General features: G+C 62.9%; 9 protein-coding genes. 8 read left to right on the top strand and 1 reads right to left on the bottom strand.

Annotated elements, in window-relative coordinates:
- The first annotated feature begins 137 nt into the window (after positions 1-137).
- The 8 genes from DYI42_RS03700 (at position 138) to DYI42_RS03665 (ending at position 10,997) form a co-directional block, all read left to right on the top strand.
- Positions 138-3,497 carry a transglutaminase family protein gene (locus tag DYI42_RS03700; RefSeq protein ID WP_213544573.1) on the top strand — a complete coding sequence of 1,120 codons (3,360 nt, stop codon included), beginning with the start codon at positions 138-140 and terminating at the stop codon, positions 3,495-3,497.
- Positions 3,494-5,890 (top strand): circularly permuted type 2 ATP-grasp protein, encoded by a 2,397-nt coding sequence (locus tag DYI42_RS03695; RefSeq protein ID WP_244867511.1) that lies wholly within the window; start codon positions 3,494-3,496, stop codon positions 5,888-5,890. Before DYI42_RS03700 ends, DYI42_RS03695 begins: the two co-directional genes overlap by 4 nt.
- 4 nt (positions 5,891-5,894) lie before the next feature.
- Positions 5,895-6,779: a transglutaminase family protein gene (locus DYI42_RS03690; protein ID WP_213544572.1), complete on the top strand. Its 885-nt coding sequence runs from the start codon at positions 5,895-5,897 to the stop codon at positions 6,777-6,779.
- A 199-nt stretch (positions 6,780-6,978) separates the two neighbouring features.
- A complete protein-coding gene (locus tag DYI42_RS03685) occupies positions 6,979-8,166 on the top strand; it encodes a tyrosine-type recombinase/integrase (protein ID WP_342344600.1) in 1,188 nt (395 codons plus the stop codon).
- The gene (locus tag DYI42_RS03680; protein ID WP_213544571.1) at positions 8,163-8,918 is read left to right on the top strand and encodes a hypothetical protein; all 756 of its coding nucleotides are present in this window, start codon (positions 8,163-8,165) and stop codon (positions 8,916-8,918) included. Before DYI42_RS03685 ends, DYI42_RS03680 begins: the two co-directional genes overlap by 4 nt.
- Positions 8,919-9,046: 128 nt before the next feature.
- On the top strand, positions 9,047-9,241 hold the full coding sequence (locus tag DYI42_RS03675) for a helix-turn-helix transcriptional regulator (protein WP_213544570.1): 195 nt from the start codon (positions 9,047-9,049) through the stop codon (positions 9,239-9,241).
- A gap of 11 nt (positions 9,242-9,252) precedes the next feature.
- Positions 9,253-9,741, top strand: coding sequence for a hypothetical protein (locus DYI42_RS03670; protein ID WP_213544569.1), 489 nt, complete (start codon positions 9,253-9,255; stop codon positions 9,739-9,741).
- The gene (locus DYI42_RS03665) at positions 9,738-10,997 is read left to right on the top strand and encodes a virulence-associated E family protein (RefSeq protein WP_213544568.1); all 1,260 of its coding nucleotides are present in this window, start codon (positions 9,738-9,740) and stop codon (positions 10,995-10,997) included. The genes DYI42_RS03670 and DYI42_RS03665 overlap by 4 nt, the downstream gene beginning before the upstream one ends.
- Positions 10,998-11,957: 960 nt before the next feature.
- On the opposite strand, the gene DYI42_RS03660 is transcribed toward DYI42_RS03665, so the two are convergent.
- Positions 11,958-15,254, bottom strand: a complete 3,297-nt coding sequence (locus tag DYI42_RS03660) for a DUF499 domain-containing protein (RefSeq protein WP_213544567.1) — start codon at positions 15,252-15,254, stop codon at positions 11,958-11,960.
- Position 15,255 lies beyond the last annotated feature (1 nt).

The raw sequence follows: 15,255 nt of genomic DNA, 5'->3' as shown, positions 1-15,255 counted from the left end.
GGGCCAGCGGGTAGCCTTGCTGCAAGTGGTGGCGCCGGGCAGATGCAAAACCGGCGCCCCACATTGCCTGCTATGCATCCCTTCGCAGATGCGGCATAAATTGTGTGTTCGAAACAACCAAGAGAACGCACATCGGCATGGCCATCCTCGCAAGCATCTATCATCTGACGCACTACAAGTATGACCGTCCGGTCACGCTGGACCCGCAGATCATACGCCTCAGGCCGGCCCCCCATTCCCGTACCCGGGTTCTCTCTCACAGCCTCAAGATCTCGCCCGGCGGGCATTTCGTGAACCACCAGCAGGATCCCTACGGCAACTGGCTGAGCCGCTTCGTCTTCCCCGAGCCGGTCCGCGAGCTGAAAATCGAGGTCGACCTGACGGCAGACATGACCGTCTACAACCCCTTCGATTTCTTCGTGGAGGAGAGCGCCGAGAAGTGGCCGTTCGACTACCCCGAAGACCTCCGCGAAGATCTCTCCATCTACCGCCGCCCCGAGCCGGAAGGCCCCAAGCTGGCGCAGTTCATCGGCGGGCTGGATTTTGGAACAGATGGGACGGTCGATTTTCTCGTCGCCCTCAACAGCCACATCTCCCAGACGGTCGATTACACGATCCGCATGGAGCCTGGCGTTCAGACGCCGGAAGAAACCCTCACCATCAAGTCCGGCTCCTGCCGTGACAGCTCCTGGCTGCTCGTCCAGTGCCTGCGCCACCTCGGCTTTGCCGCGCGCTTCGTCTCCGGCTACCTGATCCAGCTCAAGCCGGATGTGAAGGCGCTCGACGGCCCCTCGGGCACAGATGTCGATTTCACCGACCTGCACGCCTGGGTCGAGGTCTACATCCCCGGTGCTGGCTGGATCGGCCTCGATCCCACCTCCGGCCTGCTCACGGGCGAAAGCCACATCCCGCTGGCCGCCACACCGCACTACCGCAATGCCGCACCGATCACCGGCGGATTCGCCGCCGCCGGCACCCCCGAGGTGGATTTCGCCTTCGACATGAAGGTGGATCGCGTCGCCGAGCACCCGCGGATCACAAAGCCCTTCTCCGACGAGGCCTGGACCCGGCTCAACACCCTTGGCAACAAGGTGGATGAAGACCTGAAAGCCGCCGATGCCCGTCTCACCATGGGCGGCGAACCCACCTTCGTTTCGATCGACGATTTCGAGGGCGCCGAGTGGAACACCGCCGCCGTCGGCCCGATGAAACGCGACCTTGCCGACAAGCTGATCCGCCGCCTGCGCGACCGTTTCGCGCCCGGCGGCTTCCTGCACTACGGGCAGGGCAAGTGGTATCCGGGCGAAACCCTCCCTAGGTGGACCTTCTCGCTCTACTGGCGGCGCGATGAAAAGCCGATCTGGGCCGACGAGGCTCTGATTGCCGGCGAAAAGCAGGACACCGGGGCGACCGCCGAGCATTCCGAGAAGTTCCTGCAAGGCATGGCCGAGCACCTCGGGGTGGGCGGCGACTTTGTGGCTCCCGCCTATGAGGATCCCGCCGAATGGATCATCAAGGAAGGCAACCTGCCCGAAAACGTCACCCCCGAAAACTCCAAGCTGAAAGACCCGGAGGAGCGCGCCCGCATCGCCAAGGTCTTCGAGCGCGGGCTGACCGAGCCTGCGGGCCACGTCCTGCCGATCCAGCGCTGGCAGGCCAAGGCTTCGGGACACAAGTGGCGCTCTGAAAAGTGGAAGCTGCGGCGCGGCAAGGTCTTCCTCGTGCCGGGCGACAGTGCAGTGGGCTACCGGCTGCCGCTTGGCACCCTGCCCTACGTGCCGCCCAGCCAGTTTCCCTATACTTATGTCACCGACCCTTCGGTGGAGCGCGACGCGTTGCCGGACTACCACGAGGAGGCCGGTGATGAGCTGCCCGAGTCCACGCCCGAGCACAGCCAGCCCGTCTCGGCCCCCAAGCCCACCGGCCCCACGCAAGACATTGTCGAGCAAGAGCTGGGCACCATCGGCGGCGCGGTGCGCACGGCGATTTCCGTCGAGCCGCGCGATGGCCGCCTCTGCGTGTTCATGCCGCCGGTGGAAGACGCAGAGGATTATCTCGATCTGCTCACCGCCGCCGAGGCCACGGCAAAAGAGATGGGCCTGCCCATCCACATCGAGGGTTATGCTCCGCCCCACGATCCGCGCATCAACGTGATCCGCGTCGCCCCCGACCCGGGGGTGATCGAGGTAAACATTCACCCGGCCTACGACTGGCAGGATTGCGTTGCGACGACCGAGGCAATCTACGAAGAGGCGCGGAATTGCCGCCTCGGGGCAGACAAGTTCATGATCGACGGGCGCCACACCGGCACCGGCGGCGGCAACCATGTCGTGGTGGGCGGCGAGACGCCAAACGACTCACCATTCCTCCGCCGCCCCGACCTGTTGAAGAGCCTTATCCTTATCTGGCAACGCCACCCATCGCTCTCCTACCTCTTCTCCGGCCTCTTCATCGGCCCCACGTCCCAGGCGCCCCGGATCGACGAGGCCCGGCATGACACGCTCTACGAGCTGGAGATGGCCCTCGCCCAGGTCCCCGCTCCCGGCGAAGGCGACGTGCCACCGCCTTGGCTGGTGGACCGGCTATTTCGTAACATGCTGACCGACGTGACCGGCAACACCCACCGCGCCGAGATCTGCATCGACAAGCTCTACTCCCCCGACGGCCCCACAGGGCGCCTCGGGCTCATCGAGTTCCGCGGCTTCGAGATGCCGCCACACCCTCGGATGAACCTCGCGCAACAACTGCTGATCCGCGCCATCATCGCCCGGTGCTGGAAGGCGCCGGTGCAGGGCAAACCGGTCCGCTGGGGCACCGTGCTGCACGACCGCTACATGATGCCCGAGTTCCTCTGGGCCGACTTCCTCAAACTGCTCGAAGACCTCGCGCAGCACGGCTACGCCTTCGATCCCGTCTGGTACGAGGCGCAGGCCGAGTTCCGTTTTCCGTTCTGCGGGCAGGTCGAGGTGGAGGGGGCGCACCTGGAGGTGCGGCAGGCGCTGGAGCCTTGGCATGTGCTGGGCGAAACCGGCGCCATTGGTGGCACCGTGCGCTACACCGACAGCTCGGTGGAACGGCTCCAGGTGAAGCTGACGACACAGCATCAGGGCCGCTACCGGATCATGGTCAACAAGCGCCCCGTTCCCCTGTCGCCGGGCAACGCGAGCGGCACGCAGGTCGGCGCGGTGCGCTTCAAGGCCTGGCAGCCGCCCGAGGCGCTGCACCCGGTGCTGCCGGTCAACGCGCCGCTGCACTTCGACATCTACGATGACTGGACGGGGCGGCCCATCGGCGGCTGCACCTATCACGTCGCCCACCCCGGCGGGCGCAATTACGAGACCTTCCCGGTCAACGGCAACGAGGCCGAGGCGCGCAGGCTGGCGCGGTTCGAGCCCTATGGCCACGCGCCCGGCGCCTACCGGCCCGCGCCCGAGCGGCCACATCCGGAGTTTCCCTGCACGCTCGATCTGCGGCGCGATCCGAGGCTCGACGCTTGAACGAGACCCAGGCCCTCCGCACCAATGGCACGCCGCCATTGCTGAAGGGCTACGCCCCGCGCCCCGGCACGGCAGACGAGCTGATAGACGCCGATGGCCGGATGCGCCCGGTCTGGGACGGCTTCGTCTCCGCCCTCGGTGCCCTGTCGAAACAGGAGATCGAGGCGCTCTTTGCCCGCGGCACGAACTACCTGCGCGACGCGGGTGTGTACTTCCGCCAATATTCCAACGATCCGGCGCCCGAGCGGGACTGGCCGTTCAGCCATGTGCCGGTGATCATCCACGAGCAGGAATGGTTTTCCATCTGCGATGGCCTCGCCCAGCGCGCCGACCTGCTGGAGCGGGTGATGGCCGATCTCTACGGCCCGGCAGAGCTTGTGAAGGGCGGCCACCTGCCCGCCGAGCTGGTGGCCCGCAACCCGCGGTGGCTGCGCCCGATGGTGGGGATCACGCCCGCCTCCGGGCACTTCCTGCACGTGGTGGCCTTCGAGATTTCGCGCAACCCGGATGGCACGTGGTTCGTGCTGGGTGACCGCACCCAGGCCCCGTCCGGCGCCGGTTTTGCGCTGGAAAACCGCATGGCCACGGCCCGCACCTTCCAGGATCCGTTCCCCCGGGCGAACATCCACCGGCTCGCCGGGTTCTTCCGGGCATTCCGCGCGGCGCTCGACGGACTCTCGGGGGCGGCGGGCAAGCGCGCCGCGATCCTCACACCGGGGCCGGGCAACGACACTTATTTCGAGCACACCTACATTGCCCGCTACCTCGGCATGATGCTGCTCGAGGGTGAAGACATGATCGTGCACGATGGTCAGCTCAAGGTGCGCACCGTCGAGGGGCTGGAGCCGCTTGGCGCGCTTTGGCGACGGCTCGACAGCGAGTTTGCCGACCCGCTTGAACTGGATGAAAGCTCCTACCTCGGCACGCCTGGCCTCGTGCAGGCGCTGCGGCTTGGCACGCTTTCGATGGTCAACGCGCTGGGCGCCGGCGTGCTGGAGATGCGCGCCATCCAGGCCTTCCTGCCCCGCATCTCCGAAGTGCTCACCGGCCAGCCCCTGAAGCTGCCCAACATCGCCACATGGTGGTGCGGCACCGAGAAAGAACGCGCCCACGTGCGCGGCCACACCGCCGAGATGATGATTGGCGAGGCGCTCGCCTCCGATCTGCCCTTCGAACTGGGCGCGACGACGGCGCAGGGTGGCGGCTTTCGGTCCAGCGCTCAACCTTCCATCGACGCCTGGATCGAGGAAGAAGGCGGCAACCTCGTGGCGCAGGAACTCGTCACGCTCTCCACCACGCCCGCCTGGGAAAACGGCCGCCTCGTGCCCCGCCCGATGACCGTGCGCGTCACCGCGGCCCGCACCGCCACGGGCTGGACATTCATGCCCGGCGGCTACGCGCGCATCGGCTCCTCCGACGACCTCTCAGCACTGGCCATGCAACGAGGCGGAACGGTGGCGGATGTGTGGATCATGGGCGATGCGCCCGTGGCCGCCGAGTCGATGCTGGGCCACAGCTCGGCCCTGGCGCCGCGCACCGGCACCCTGCCCGCCCGCGCAGCCGAAAACCTCTACTGGCTGGGCCGTTATGTGGAGCGGTTCGAGGGCGCCGTGCGCCTGCTCAGGGCCTATCACCTGCGCCTCGCCGAAACCGGCGACAGGAAAGACCCGCGCCTGGTGCAGCTTGCAAAATACATGAGCGGCTTCGGCATAAAGACCGATGAGGCGATTCCCGCCGCCCTCACCAACCTGCTCTCTTCCGCCAGAAACTGCGCCGGCAAAGTCCGTGACAGGTTTTCGATCGACGGGTGGAACGCGCTCTCCGATCTGGCCCTGAGCCTCGATACCATACGTGGCACCACCTTCCCCGGCGATGCCGCGGCCCATGAGATGGGCGTTCTGCTGCGCAAGGTCACCGGCTTCTCGGGCCTCGTGCAGGAAAACATGTATCGCTCCATCGGCTGGAGCTTTCTGGCCTTCGGGCGGGCGCTGGAGCGGGCCGATGGTCTTTCGTCCGTGCTCGCCACCTTCTGTGAGGCCGATCAGCCCCAGGGCGGCCTCGATATCGCGCTGGAGCTTGGCGATGCCGTCATGACCCACCGCCAGCGCTACCCGATCGACGCGAGCACCGGCACCGTGACCGACCTGCTCGCGCTCGACCCGAACAACCCCCGCGCCATCCTCTTCCAGCTCAAGGAAATGCTCGAGCTCTCCCGCATGCTGCCCGGAAGCTCGGCACCCGGCCGCCCAACGGCCCTCACCCGCGCCGTGCTTCCTATAGAAACGCGCTTGCTGACCGCGGAGCCGGGCACGCTGAGGCGCAAGAACTTTACCCGGTTGCGTGAAGATCTCGCCAACCTCTCCAACCTGCTCTCCACGCTCTACCTGAGGTGACGCCGTGCGCTATGACGTGAAGCTTCAGATCGAGTATGAATACGCGGGCACCTCCGATCACGCGCGCAACCTGCTGCACCTGCTGCCCGCCGAGATCCCCGATCGGCAGCGCATTGCCGCAAGCCTTCTGACGGTCGATCCCGTGCCGCAAGAGCGGCGCGACCTGTTCGACTTCTACGGCAACCTAATGACCTTCATCGCCTTCCACGAGCCGATAGATCGCATCTCCCTCACGCTCTCCGCCCGCGCCGAGCGTCTCTTGCAACCTCCTGGCCTGGAGATATCACCGCCGCTCACGGCCCTGGCCCGCGAGATCGGCGAGGTCCGGCGGCTCGACGGAACAGCGCCGCACCACTTCATCGGGCCAACCCCCCGCGTCTCGCCCGATCCGGCGATGACGGCTTTCGCCCGCGCGCAGGTGACACCAGACATGCCCACGCTGGAAGCCGTCCGCGCCTTGGGCCGGGCCCTGCACGGCGAAATGTCCTTCGACCCGGACGCCACCGAGGTGGATACCCCCGCCTCCGAGGCCTTCGCCGCGCGCCACGGGGTATGTCAGGACTTCTCCCACATCATGATCGCCTGCCTGCGCGCGCTCGGCATTCCCGCCGGCTACGTGTCGGGCTTCCTGCGCACCATCCCGCCCGAGGGCGAGGACCGGCTGGAAGGCGCCGATGCCATGCATGCCTGGGTGCGCGCCTGGTGCGGCGCCGATGTGGGCTGGGTGGAGTTCGATCCGACCAACGACATGCCCGCCGGAATGGACCATATCACCGTCGCCGTGGGCCGCGACTACAGCGATGTCGCCCCGGTCAAGGGCGTGATCCGCACCGCGGGCGAGCAGGACACCAGCCACAGCGTAGATGTCATCCCCCTGCCCGCCGCCTGACTGACGAGCCAAAGGGAAAAACGCGCTTATCTGAGAAAACTGGTGCCGCTGAAGGGCATTGAATATCAATATCATGTAGTCTCAGGGTATCCCACTAAAGCGTTTCACCCAAGAAAACTTGACGTCTGTTGTTTCAGGTCATTCCATCCGGTCTCACCCCATACTATATGTAGGGGTGGATTGAGAGGTGGGTAGGATCGTGAGAGCATTGAACAAACTGACCAGCGTTCAGGTGAAATCCGCCGGGCCGGGCAAATATGGCGACGGCGGCGGCCTCTGGCTGCACAAGCGCGAAGATGGCGGCGCTCAGTGGTTCCTGCGGGTGACAATTCACGGTCGCCGCAGGGAGATGGGCCTAGGCAACTTATCGGCTGTCACACTCAAAGAAGCCAGGGAGGCCGCTGAGCGTTGGCGTGCCGTGGCTCGGTTGGGGAAAGACCCGATCAAGGAACGGCAGAGACTGGAGCGCGAAGCCGCTCGGGACGACAACACCCTACGCACGGTCGCCGAGGATGCTTTCGAAGCCCGTAAGGCTGAACTGAAGGGGGACGGCAAAGCTGGGCGCTGGTTCTCGCCGCTTGAGCTTCATGTGCTGCCGAAGCTGGGCAAGGTGCCTGTCGAAGAGCTGGATCAGCAGGACATCAAGAACACCCTCGCGCCGATTTGGCACGAGAAGGCCGACACAGCCCGCAAGGCGATGAACCGGCTGAGCATCGTCTTCCGCCATGCTGCTGCGCTCGGGTTGGACGTTGACCTGCAGGCCATCGACAAGGCCAAGGCGCTGCTCGGGAAGAGCCGTCACAAGGCCACCAACATTCCTTCGCTGCCATGGCAGGTGGTCCCGACCTTCTACCAGTCGCTCACGGAACCGACCGTCACCCAGCTTGCCCTTCGGCTTCTGATCCTGACCGGTGTGCGCTCGAAGCCGCTGCGCTTCATGAGGCTGGAGGACATTGAAGGCGACATCTGGACCATTCCCGGTGAGGAGATGAAGGGCCGACTGGGTCAGACGGCGGACTTCCGTGTGCCGCTCTCAACCGAATCGCTGGCCGTGATCGAACTGGCAAAGCCCCACGCGCGAGATGGCTGCCTGTTCCCCAGCGTCAGAAAGGGCGTCATCTCGGATGCCACGATGGCGCGCTTCATGGAGCGCAAAGGAATGGAAGAGCGCCCCCACGGCTTCCGGTCCAGCCTGCGGACTTGGTTGGCCGAAGCAACCGATGCGCCGCACGAGGTGGCCGAAACGGTTCTGGGGCATGTCGCCGGTTCAGCGGTTGAGCGTGCCTACCGGCGCACGGACTTCCTTGAGCTGCGCCGTATTCTGATGGAGCGCTGGGCGCAGGTTTGCCTCCGCCAATCCGGCAGATTGATTTCTCTAGCTCGATGAAGCGGCTCAACACACAAAGAGAAGTGCCGAGCACAAAGAGGTCACCTGATACAATGCCCGTCCAATCGGAACACGCCCTTGATCAAATAGTAGAGGGTGATTGCCTAACTGCAGATGCACCGTACCGGGTGTTTGCTCACATGACCTTCCCACAAGACACTGTCACTGCCGAAAGGATTGCAATCGCTACGCGCGATGACTTCGCCGCCTTGGGTGAACATACGCTGGTCTCTGACCTCGGGAGGCAAGAGTTCCTTAAGAGGCAGAATCCCGGTCGATTGTGTGGAGCGGTGGCTGTGCAACTCATCAGAAATCAACGGGACACAGGAAGACCAGATCTCATGAAGGCTCAGCACGCAGTCTCGGAGATGGCGCATTCTTTGAGGACCGGGGAAGGTAAGCGCGTTGCGTCGGACCTGCGTAATCTTAAGAGGAATTTCAAGGTATTGAAGCCGGCGCTTCATCTTTGGGCCACATATGAGCTCATGTTGGCTGACCGTGAGTACGAGGGCACAGAGGGAACCCTCTCAGAGATTCTAACCAGCCCGAAAGAGTTTGAATTGTTTCTCAAAGTAGCTGCTTGGTTTGAAGTCGAACTTACCCCCTTGATTGCAGATTGGTGTCCCCTCCGTATCCCACAGCGCTTCATGAGCGCCGTGCAGCGGGGCGAACTCAAGATCAACTTACCTCCGAACCCACCAGAAATGGATGCGGCTTTAAGGACTTACCGAAACAAGGGCGTGAACAGCTAATCCTCTGCATGGGTGGCAAAAAAGGCGCCACCCATTATGGGACGTTCGGACCCTCTCTACCTTCTCAGCACATCGCAACCATGTGGAGCCGTCCTAAACGGTTCTGCGCAATTTCGAAGGACTGAGACATGAACATCACTGACCCCCTGATCCGCGACGTCGAATGCGCGGCCATGCTGGGTTGCTCGAAGGCGACCTTCTGGCGGCGTCTTGCCGAAGGCATTGTGCCTCCCGCCATCAAAATCGGCGGCACCTCTCGCTGGCGCCGCAGCGACATTGAGAAGGTCATCGCCAAGGCCGAAGCCGAGCGCGAAGCTGTCTGAGGCGAACCATCATGAACAGCAAAACGAAAACCCCGGAAGCGCTGGCAGGCGCGACCGGGGCCGAAAAAAGTGAAGCGGGGCAGCTTCTTAAGCATGATACATCGAAGCGCTCCCGCTCCGCAATGTCTCTCTATGCCAAGCCTGGCCATAAGCGCGCAGCGCGGATGTTAGGGTTCTCCTTGACCCTAGGCACGAGCAGCGGCTGGTCCGACTTCGTGACTGTCGCATCTGCGTGGCTGACAGATGCTGAGCGCGCGGCTCTCGCTTTTTCCTCGCTGAAGTCTCTCTCACCACAAACCGCAGCAGAAACCTTCAACGCGGCCTTCGCTGGGACGGGTTGGCCTGTAGCTGTCTTGGGCGATCCGGTAGCGGAAGCCTCATTCTGGGTAGACCACGCAAGGCCGGAAGAGCGCTGCACCTACCTGGTGACCATCTTCAACACACTCTCGAAGCGCGACCGTCTCAACTTCCTCGAATACGTGCAGGAGGTGGCGGCTTGAACCAGTTTGCACAGATCAACAGACGCATGGACACCCGACGCAGGGCACTTTCTTTGGTGTATCGTCACGAAGACCTGGAACTGATCCGTGATGATAAGAATCGCCCCATCTGGAACATGGCGAATTCCCTTCGCATGCTGACCGATCACGCCGATTGGCATGGCGTGTTCGGCTACGACGAGTTCAGCAGGCGGCGGGTGTTGCTTGAGAACCCCCGCGGGCAGATCGGTGGCCACTATCCCCGCCCGTTGGAGGATGATGACTACACCGTTGTTCAGGCGTGGTTCAACGGCAACGGCTTTCCCAAGGCCACCATGGATATTGTTCAGGGCGCGGTTCGCAAGGTCTGCCGCGAGGCATCTTTCGATCCACTCAAGGTCTACCTCGATCATTTGAGCTGGGACGGCGAGAAGCGCCTCGATGCCTGGCTCACGCGTTACTGCGGCGCTGAGGATAGCGAGTACATCTCGGAGGTCGGCAAGCGGTGGTGCATCTCCGCCGTGGCCCGTGGCTACGACCCAGGCTGCAAGGTTGACCACATGTTGGTGCTGGAGGGCACCCAAGGGCGGCGCAAGTCCTCCGCATTGGCCGCTCTGGCCGGAAAAGAGTGGTTCTCGGATGCCTTGCCACAGATGGGCACCAAGGATGCCAGCAGCTACCTCAAGGGAAAGTGGATCATCGAGGTCTCCGAGCTTGAGGCGATGCGCAGGGAGATGGATGCCATCAAGGCATTCATCACCCGGCAGGTCGAGACCTACCGACCGGCCTACGGGCGTGAGGAAGTCTCTGAGCCGCGCAGGTGCGTGTTCGCTGGAACCACCAACAAGGACGATTGGCAACGCGACGAAACAGGCGGACGCCGGTTTTGGCCCGTAAAGGTCGGCGCGATTGACGTGGATGGCTTGGCCAAGGTCCGGGACCAGATTTGGGCGGAGGCGGTCGTGCTGTACCGGGACGGTGAGCGTTGGTGGCTTGAAGGCGATGTGGCCCACCAGGCAAGTGCCGAGGCATCCGAGCGCCGCCCTGATGATCCCTGGCGGGCAGACATCGCAAAGGCAGCCGAAGGCCGGTCGGAAGTCACCGCGAAGCAGATCCTTGGTGAATTGGGCGTAATGCCCTCTGACATGACGCCCGCTCTGAGCAAGCGCGTGACCCAGGAACTGATTGCCCTGGGATGGAAGAAGGACGGTCGGATCACCTCTGGCGAGGGCAAGGGCGCAGCGCGCTACGTGCCCGAGAAAGGCGGTGAGGCATGAGTGAGGCAGCGGTGAGGGTAGTGAGGCAAGTGAGGGTGGTGAGGCATATTCTTACACAACCTGAGAAACAAGCTAAGTTACTGTTATATATATACATAGGGTCTCTAGGGGAAAGTTATAGAAACTGCCTCACCTGCCTCACCCGATTTTTTCCTCGAACTGGGGCGTGCCGCGTCATGTCAGCGCCTGAGGACCGCAACAATGCGCTGGACGCGAGCAATACTGATGGCACTTTCGCTTCCGGCAACCCAACCCGTTCCGTTGGCACACGGCACAGCGTGAACCGAGTTGTTGCAAGCCTGCTGGAGGGTCAGGCCGAGGGGCGGACGGGCAAACCCACAATCCCGCATCAACATCAGTCATTGGCGCTGCAGCAGATCCGGCGACACCCTAACTAAAGTACACAAAGTGAACACTTCCCATATGATTTGTGACTACGCCCCGCAGATAGATATTAGGAAACTCGCCAAGATGGTGCCCGCGATCCCTGATGTCTTGGTGCATGGCGGGGAGCGGATCGTGACGACGTGGACGAAGACAGCGTTTGGAGGTCGGCGACAGTGGTTTCTCTGCCCATCCTGCGATCGCCGATGCGCCATAATATACCGCCGGGGAAACGGGCCACTATGGGGCTGCCGGGTTTGCTGCCGCGGTAGGTATGCCTCGGAGACAATGTCACCGAGAGCAAGAAAGCTATCCATGGCGCTAAAGGTTAGACGGAACCTTGGTCAGCCAAACCCTGGTCTTCTTCTTCCCTTCCCACCTAAACCAAAGGGGATGCACCACAACACCTACATGAAACAACACGTCCTTGCGTTGCGGCGAGAGAGGGAGATCTTGCTCGAAGAGTTGGGAGAAGAAATCTGCGGCAGCCTTAGCGGTGGCCGCTAATGAGACGGCGGTCTTTCCCGAGACCACTACAGCGAGGGCTTCGGCCACTGAAACTGGGGACAGCTTGGGTTAGGAAACAGACTTGTCGATAAAGTTCAGTGTGTTCGCATTCTCAACCAAGGTCCTAGTCTTAGCGCGATCAAGCCCATCCGGCACCTCCGCATCGATCTCCAATTTGATAGAGACGTCTGCCCCGGGCAAGGTTGTCAGCTGTTCGATGATCGCTTCGACAATTTGATGTATATCGCGCGCTGGCCGCTCAGGGGAGATCATTACCGTCCCGTGAAAACGGGTCGGCTTTTGCTCGGTCGGCGTGGTTTCCGGTGTACCAGCAGCGGGCTGTTGAGGCGCTTCCGGATCACCGGTTGCTGCAGGAGCCTGACCTTCGACCGGTGCCGCGGCAGATTGTTTTTGCCTATGCTGTTCCGCCACATCCGGCTTGACGATGACCGATTCACTGTCGATCACGGCTTGGGCGCTCGAGGCGCCTGAAATCGCGAGACCGACATAGGATCCTTTCGCCTCGTCCCAGCGCTCTGCATAGGCGAATGGGCCCGGCAACATGCCGCTAACGGACGCGTGCACCGCCTTTGACAGCACCGCTCTGTTCTTGACACGGGGAAGGTACGTGTGCCGATTTAGATACTCCCACAAATCCTTCAGATGCAAATGCGGCTTGCCGTTCCAGATGTACTTCTCGAGCTGACGGTTCAGGTTGTCTGGGCCAAGCTCGGGCCAAATGCCCTGATCACTTACCAGCTTCTTGCTGGCGCGCGCGAGAAGTCCATCCTGTGCTGGAACTTTCGCTGACGTCCACTCGACGTCAGCCTGCGCACTCTCCTGAACCGGGTAGATCAAGTAGCACCACGCTTCCTTCATTCGAGTCTTCAGGGTCTCCGTCGCCTCTTTCAGTTTCGCTTCGGCCAAGGCGCTGTCGCTCTGGGTCAGGTTGAGCCGCTTCGTTTCCTGGACGATTTCAGCCCATGCCAGAGCGGCGCGCTGGGCAGCTTTGAGATTATCCAGTTGCCGCTGCTCGGCGGCGAGCAGAACCAGCATATTGCGGTAGACGCGGGGCGTGCTGCCACGCTGCATCAAGATGTCCTTGGCCTCCGCGAGGGCCTCAGACGTGTCGCGACCGGTGTGTGGGTGCGCCACACCGAGGACCACGGCTCGGACACCGCCAGGTTCGTCCGGAACATCGGCAGAGCTGCCAGGGGCAACCTGAACCGTGTCGAAGTGGCCACGATCCGCTAGACCGTTGATGTAGCCGCCCAGCGCCTTGTCGATTTCGTGGAGAACCAAAGCTTCCTCGAACTGGGCTGCGCGGTCGGCCGCCAGCCGGTTCAGGCTGGCCGACATCGAATACCAATATCGCCCAAGATCACTGTGCATGAACTTGGCTTGGTTCGCGAGCCGGCGAAGCGCATCGCCAAAGATGGCAGGACGCTCACCAGGCTGCACAACACCAAGATTGATCTGCTTATCGTCGAGCCCCTTGTTCTCCTGCCCATGGGTCGGGGTCGTTGCCATAAACACCGCGCGCGCAACGCGTCGTGTTGCGGAGTATCGGTTGAGGTTCGGAGCAGATTGGTCGATCTTGTACGGCGTCGACGTCACACCATCCACGTCGCCCGCGATGATCGATTGCCAACTTGCATCCAGGTAATGGAGCAACTCGGGCTCGACGCGAGCCGAGCTGATGGCGACGCTCCCCGGCATAATCATCACCGATGGGTCACTGCCCATCCAAAGCTCGTGGATCACTTGCGCCATCAAGCGCAGTACGCCGCGCGTGCGCTGGAATTTCTCAAGCGAGCCCCAGCTGGTATAGAGCTGGTCGAACAGCTCCGGATGAATGGGATAGGCTTTTTCCAGCTTCCGCCGGTAATCCTCGTCGGAGCAGCCATTCGGGAAATCGTCCGCGTTCTCACGATACAGTTTCGCGAACTGCTTCAGCGTGTTGTCGCGATGATGGAACTTGTCGCCAGGGATCTCCTTGAACAGGCGGCGACGAACGATCTCATAGCTTTCTTCCTGGCTCGCTGGCCGCCAGGACGATTCCACGCGGCTGAAAGTCTGCTTCAGTCGCGCCAGCGCCTCCTGTCCGCCTTCGCCGCCGACCTCGATCTGCGAGGCGGGCAGTGAGGCCACCAACAGCACGCCGGGACTGGCCTTCACGGCCTCGGTCAGCGACTGCACGAAGGAGAGGTTCGCGTCAAACGATCCGGACGGCAGACCCTCGACCTTGTAGATCTGGCGCAGGTAGGCGACCCACTCGTCGATCAGAATGAGCGCCGGCGCGTACTTCTTGAACAACGCCTCCAGCAGGTTCGACCCGGGCGCGATCCCACGCTCGTCATTTTCGGCCAGCATCTCGAACGCTTCGGCGCCGCCCAACTGCCACGCCAACTCGCCCCAGGTCGTCCGGATCTTGCGACCGCCCTCCACCGAGATCACGTCCTGGGGCCCGCGTGACGTGCCTACCAGCACCGCCCGGTTGACCTTCCCAGGCACCACCAGCCCGTTTCGCGACATGAGCTGGTCGAGCCCCGGCAGGTCTTCCACCGGCGTGCCGCCTACCATGTGGTAGAGCGCAAGCATCGAGTGGGTCTTGCCACCGCCGAAATTTGTCTGCAACTCAACGACCGGGTCACCTCCGCCACCGCTCATCCGCTTCGCCGCACCCACGAGCAGCGTGCTCAGCCCCTCTGTCAGGTAGGTCCGCGCAAAGAACTCCCGCGGGTTCCGGTATTCCGATGGCGCGCTACCGTTATGCACCTTCGCGAGGTCGGCCGCGAACTCCGCTTGCTGGAACTCTCCGGTCGCCACGTCCTGGTGCGGCTCCACCACGTCGCGCCATGGCATCAACCCGCCGACCGTGTCGACCGAGATGTCCAGCCGCGCGGTCTTCCGGCGTTCCTCGTTGCGTGCAAGCTCGGCATACTTCGTACGCAGGATCGTGTCGCGCGAGGCGCTGATCTTCTCGGCCGTTTCCTTGGCGCTGACCGACTCCAACAGCCTGCGCATCGTATCGAGCGCGCGTTCAGCGTCGTCGTAGGTGAAGGTCTCGTTGTGCGCGAGCTTGTTGCGCACGTCGAGCAGCTCGGAAACGTAAGACCGCTCTGGATGCCCGAGCACCATCGCGAAAGCTTCCTTCCAGAACGCCATCATGACCTGGAGCAGCCCCTGCTGGTCCCAGTTCACCTGGCCATCGCCATTGGGCCGCAGACCACGGACACGCTCGAGCACCTGCACCTGCCAATGGCCCTGCAGCGAGCTTTCAAGCCGTTTCTCGACGAAAGGGATCAGCGCCTCGGGCAGAAGCTCCATGCCTTCGAACACATGCTGACGGGTAGACTTGGCCATC

It is taken from the genome of Vannielia litorea, assembly GCF_018424695.1.
GTDB classification, from domain to species: domain Bacteria; phylum Pseudomonadota; class Alphaproteobacteria; order Rhodobacterales; family Rhodobacteraceae; genus Vannielia; species Vannielia litorea_A.
Note: the sequence above shows the minus strand (reverse complement) of the source record. Positions and strands in the feature narration are given on the sequence as shown.

Coding starts and splice junctions, on each gene's coding strand:
- DYI42_RS03700 (WP_213544573.1), top strand. CDS start 138: ATGGCCATCCTCGCAAGCATCTATCATCTGACGCACTACAAGTATGAC.
- DYI42_RS03680 (WP_213544571.1), top strand. CDS start 8,163: ATGAAGCGGCTCAACACACAAAGAGAAGTGCCGAGCACAAAGAGGTCA.
- DYI42_RS03675 (WP_213544570.1), top strand. CDS start 9,047: ATGAACATCACTGACCCCCTGATCCGCGACGTCGAATGCGCGGCCATG.
- DYI42_RS03670 (WP_213544569.1), top strand. CDS start 9,253: ATGAACAGCAAAACGAAAACCCCGGAAGCGCTGGCAGGCGCGACCGGG.
- DYI42_RS03660 (WP_213544567.1), bottom strand. CDS start 15,254: ATGGCCAAGTCTACCCGTCAGCATGTGTTCGAAGGCATGGAGCTTCTG.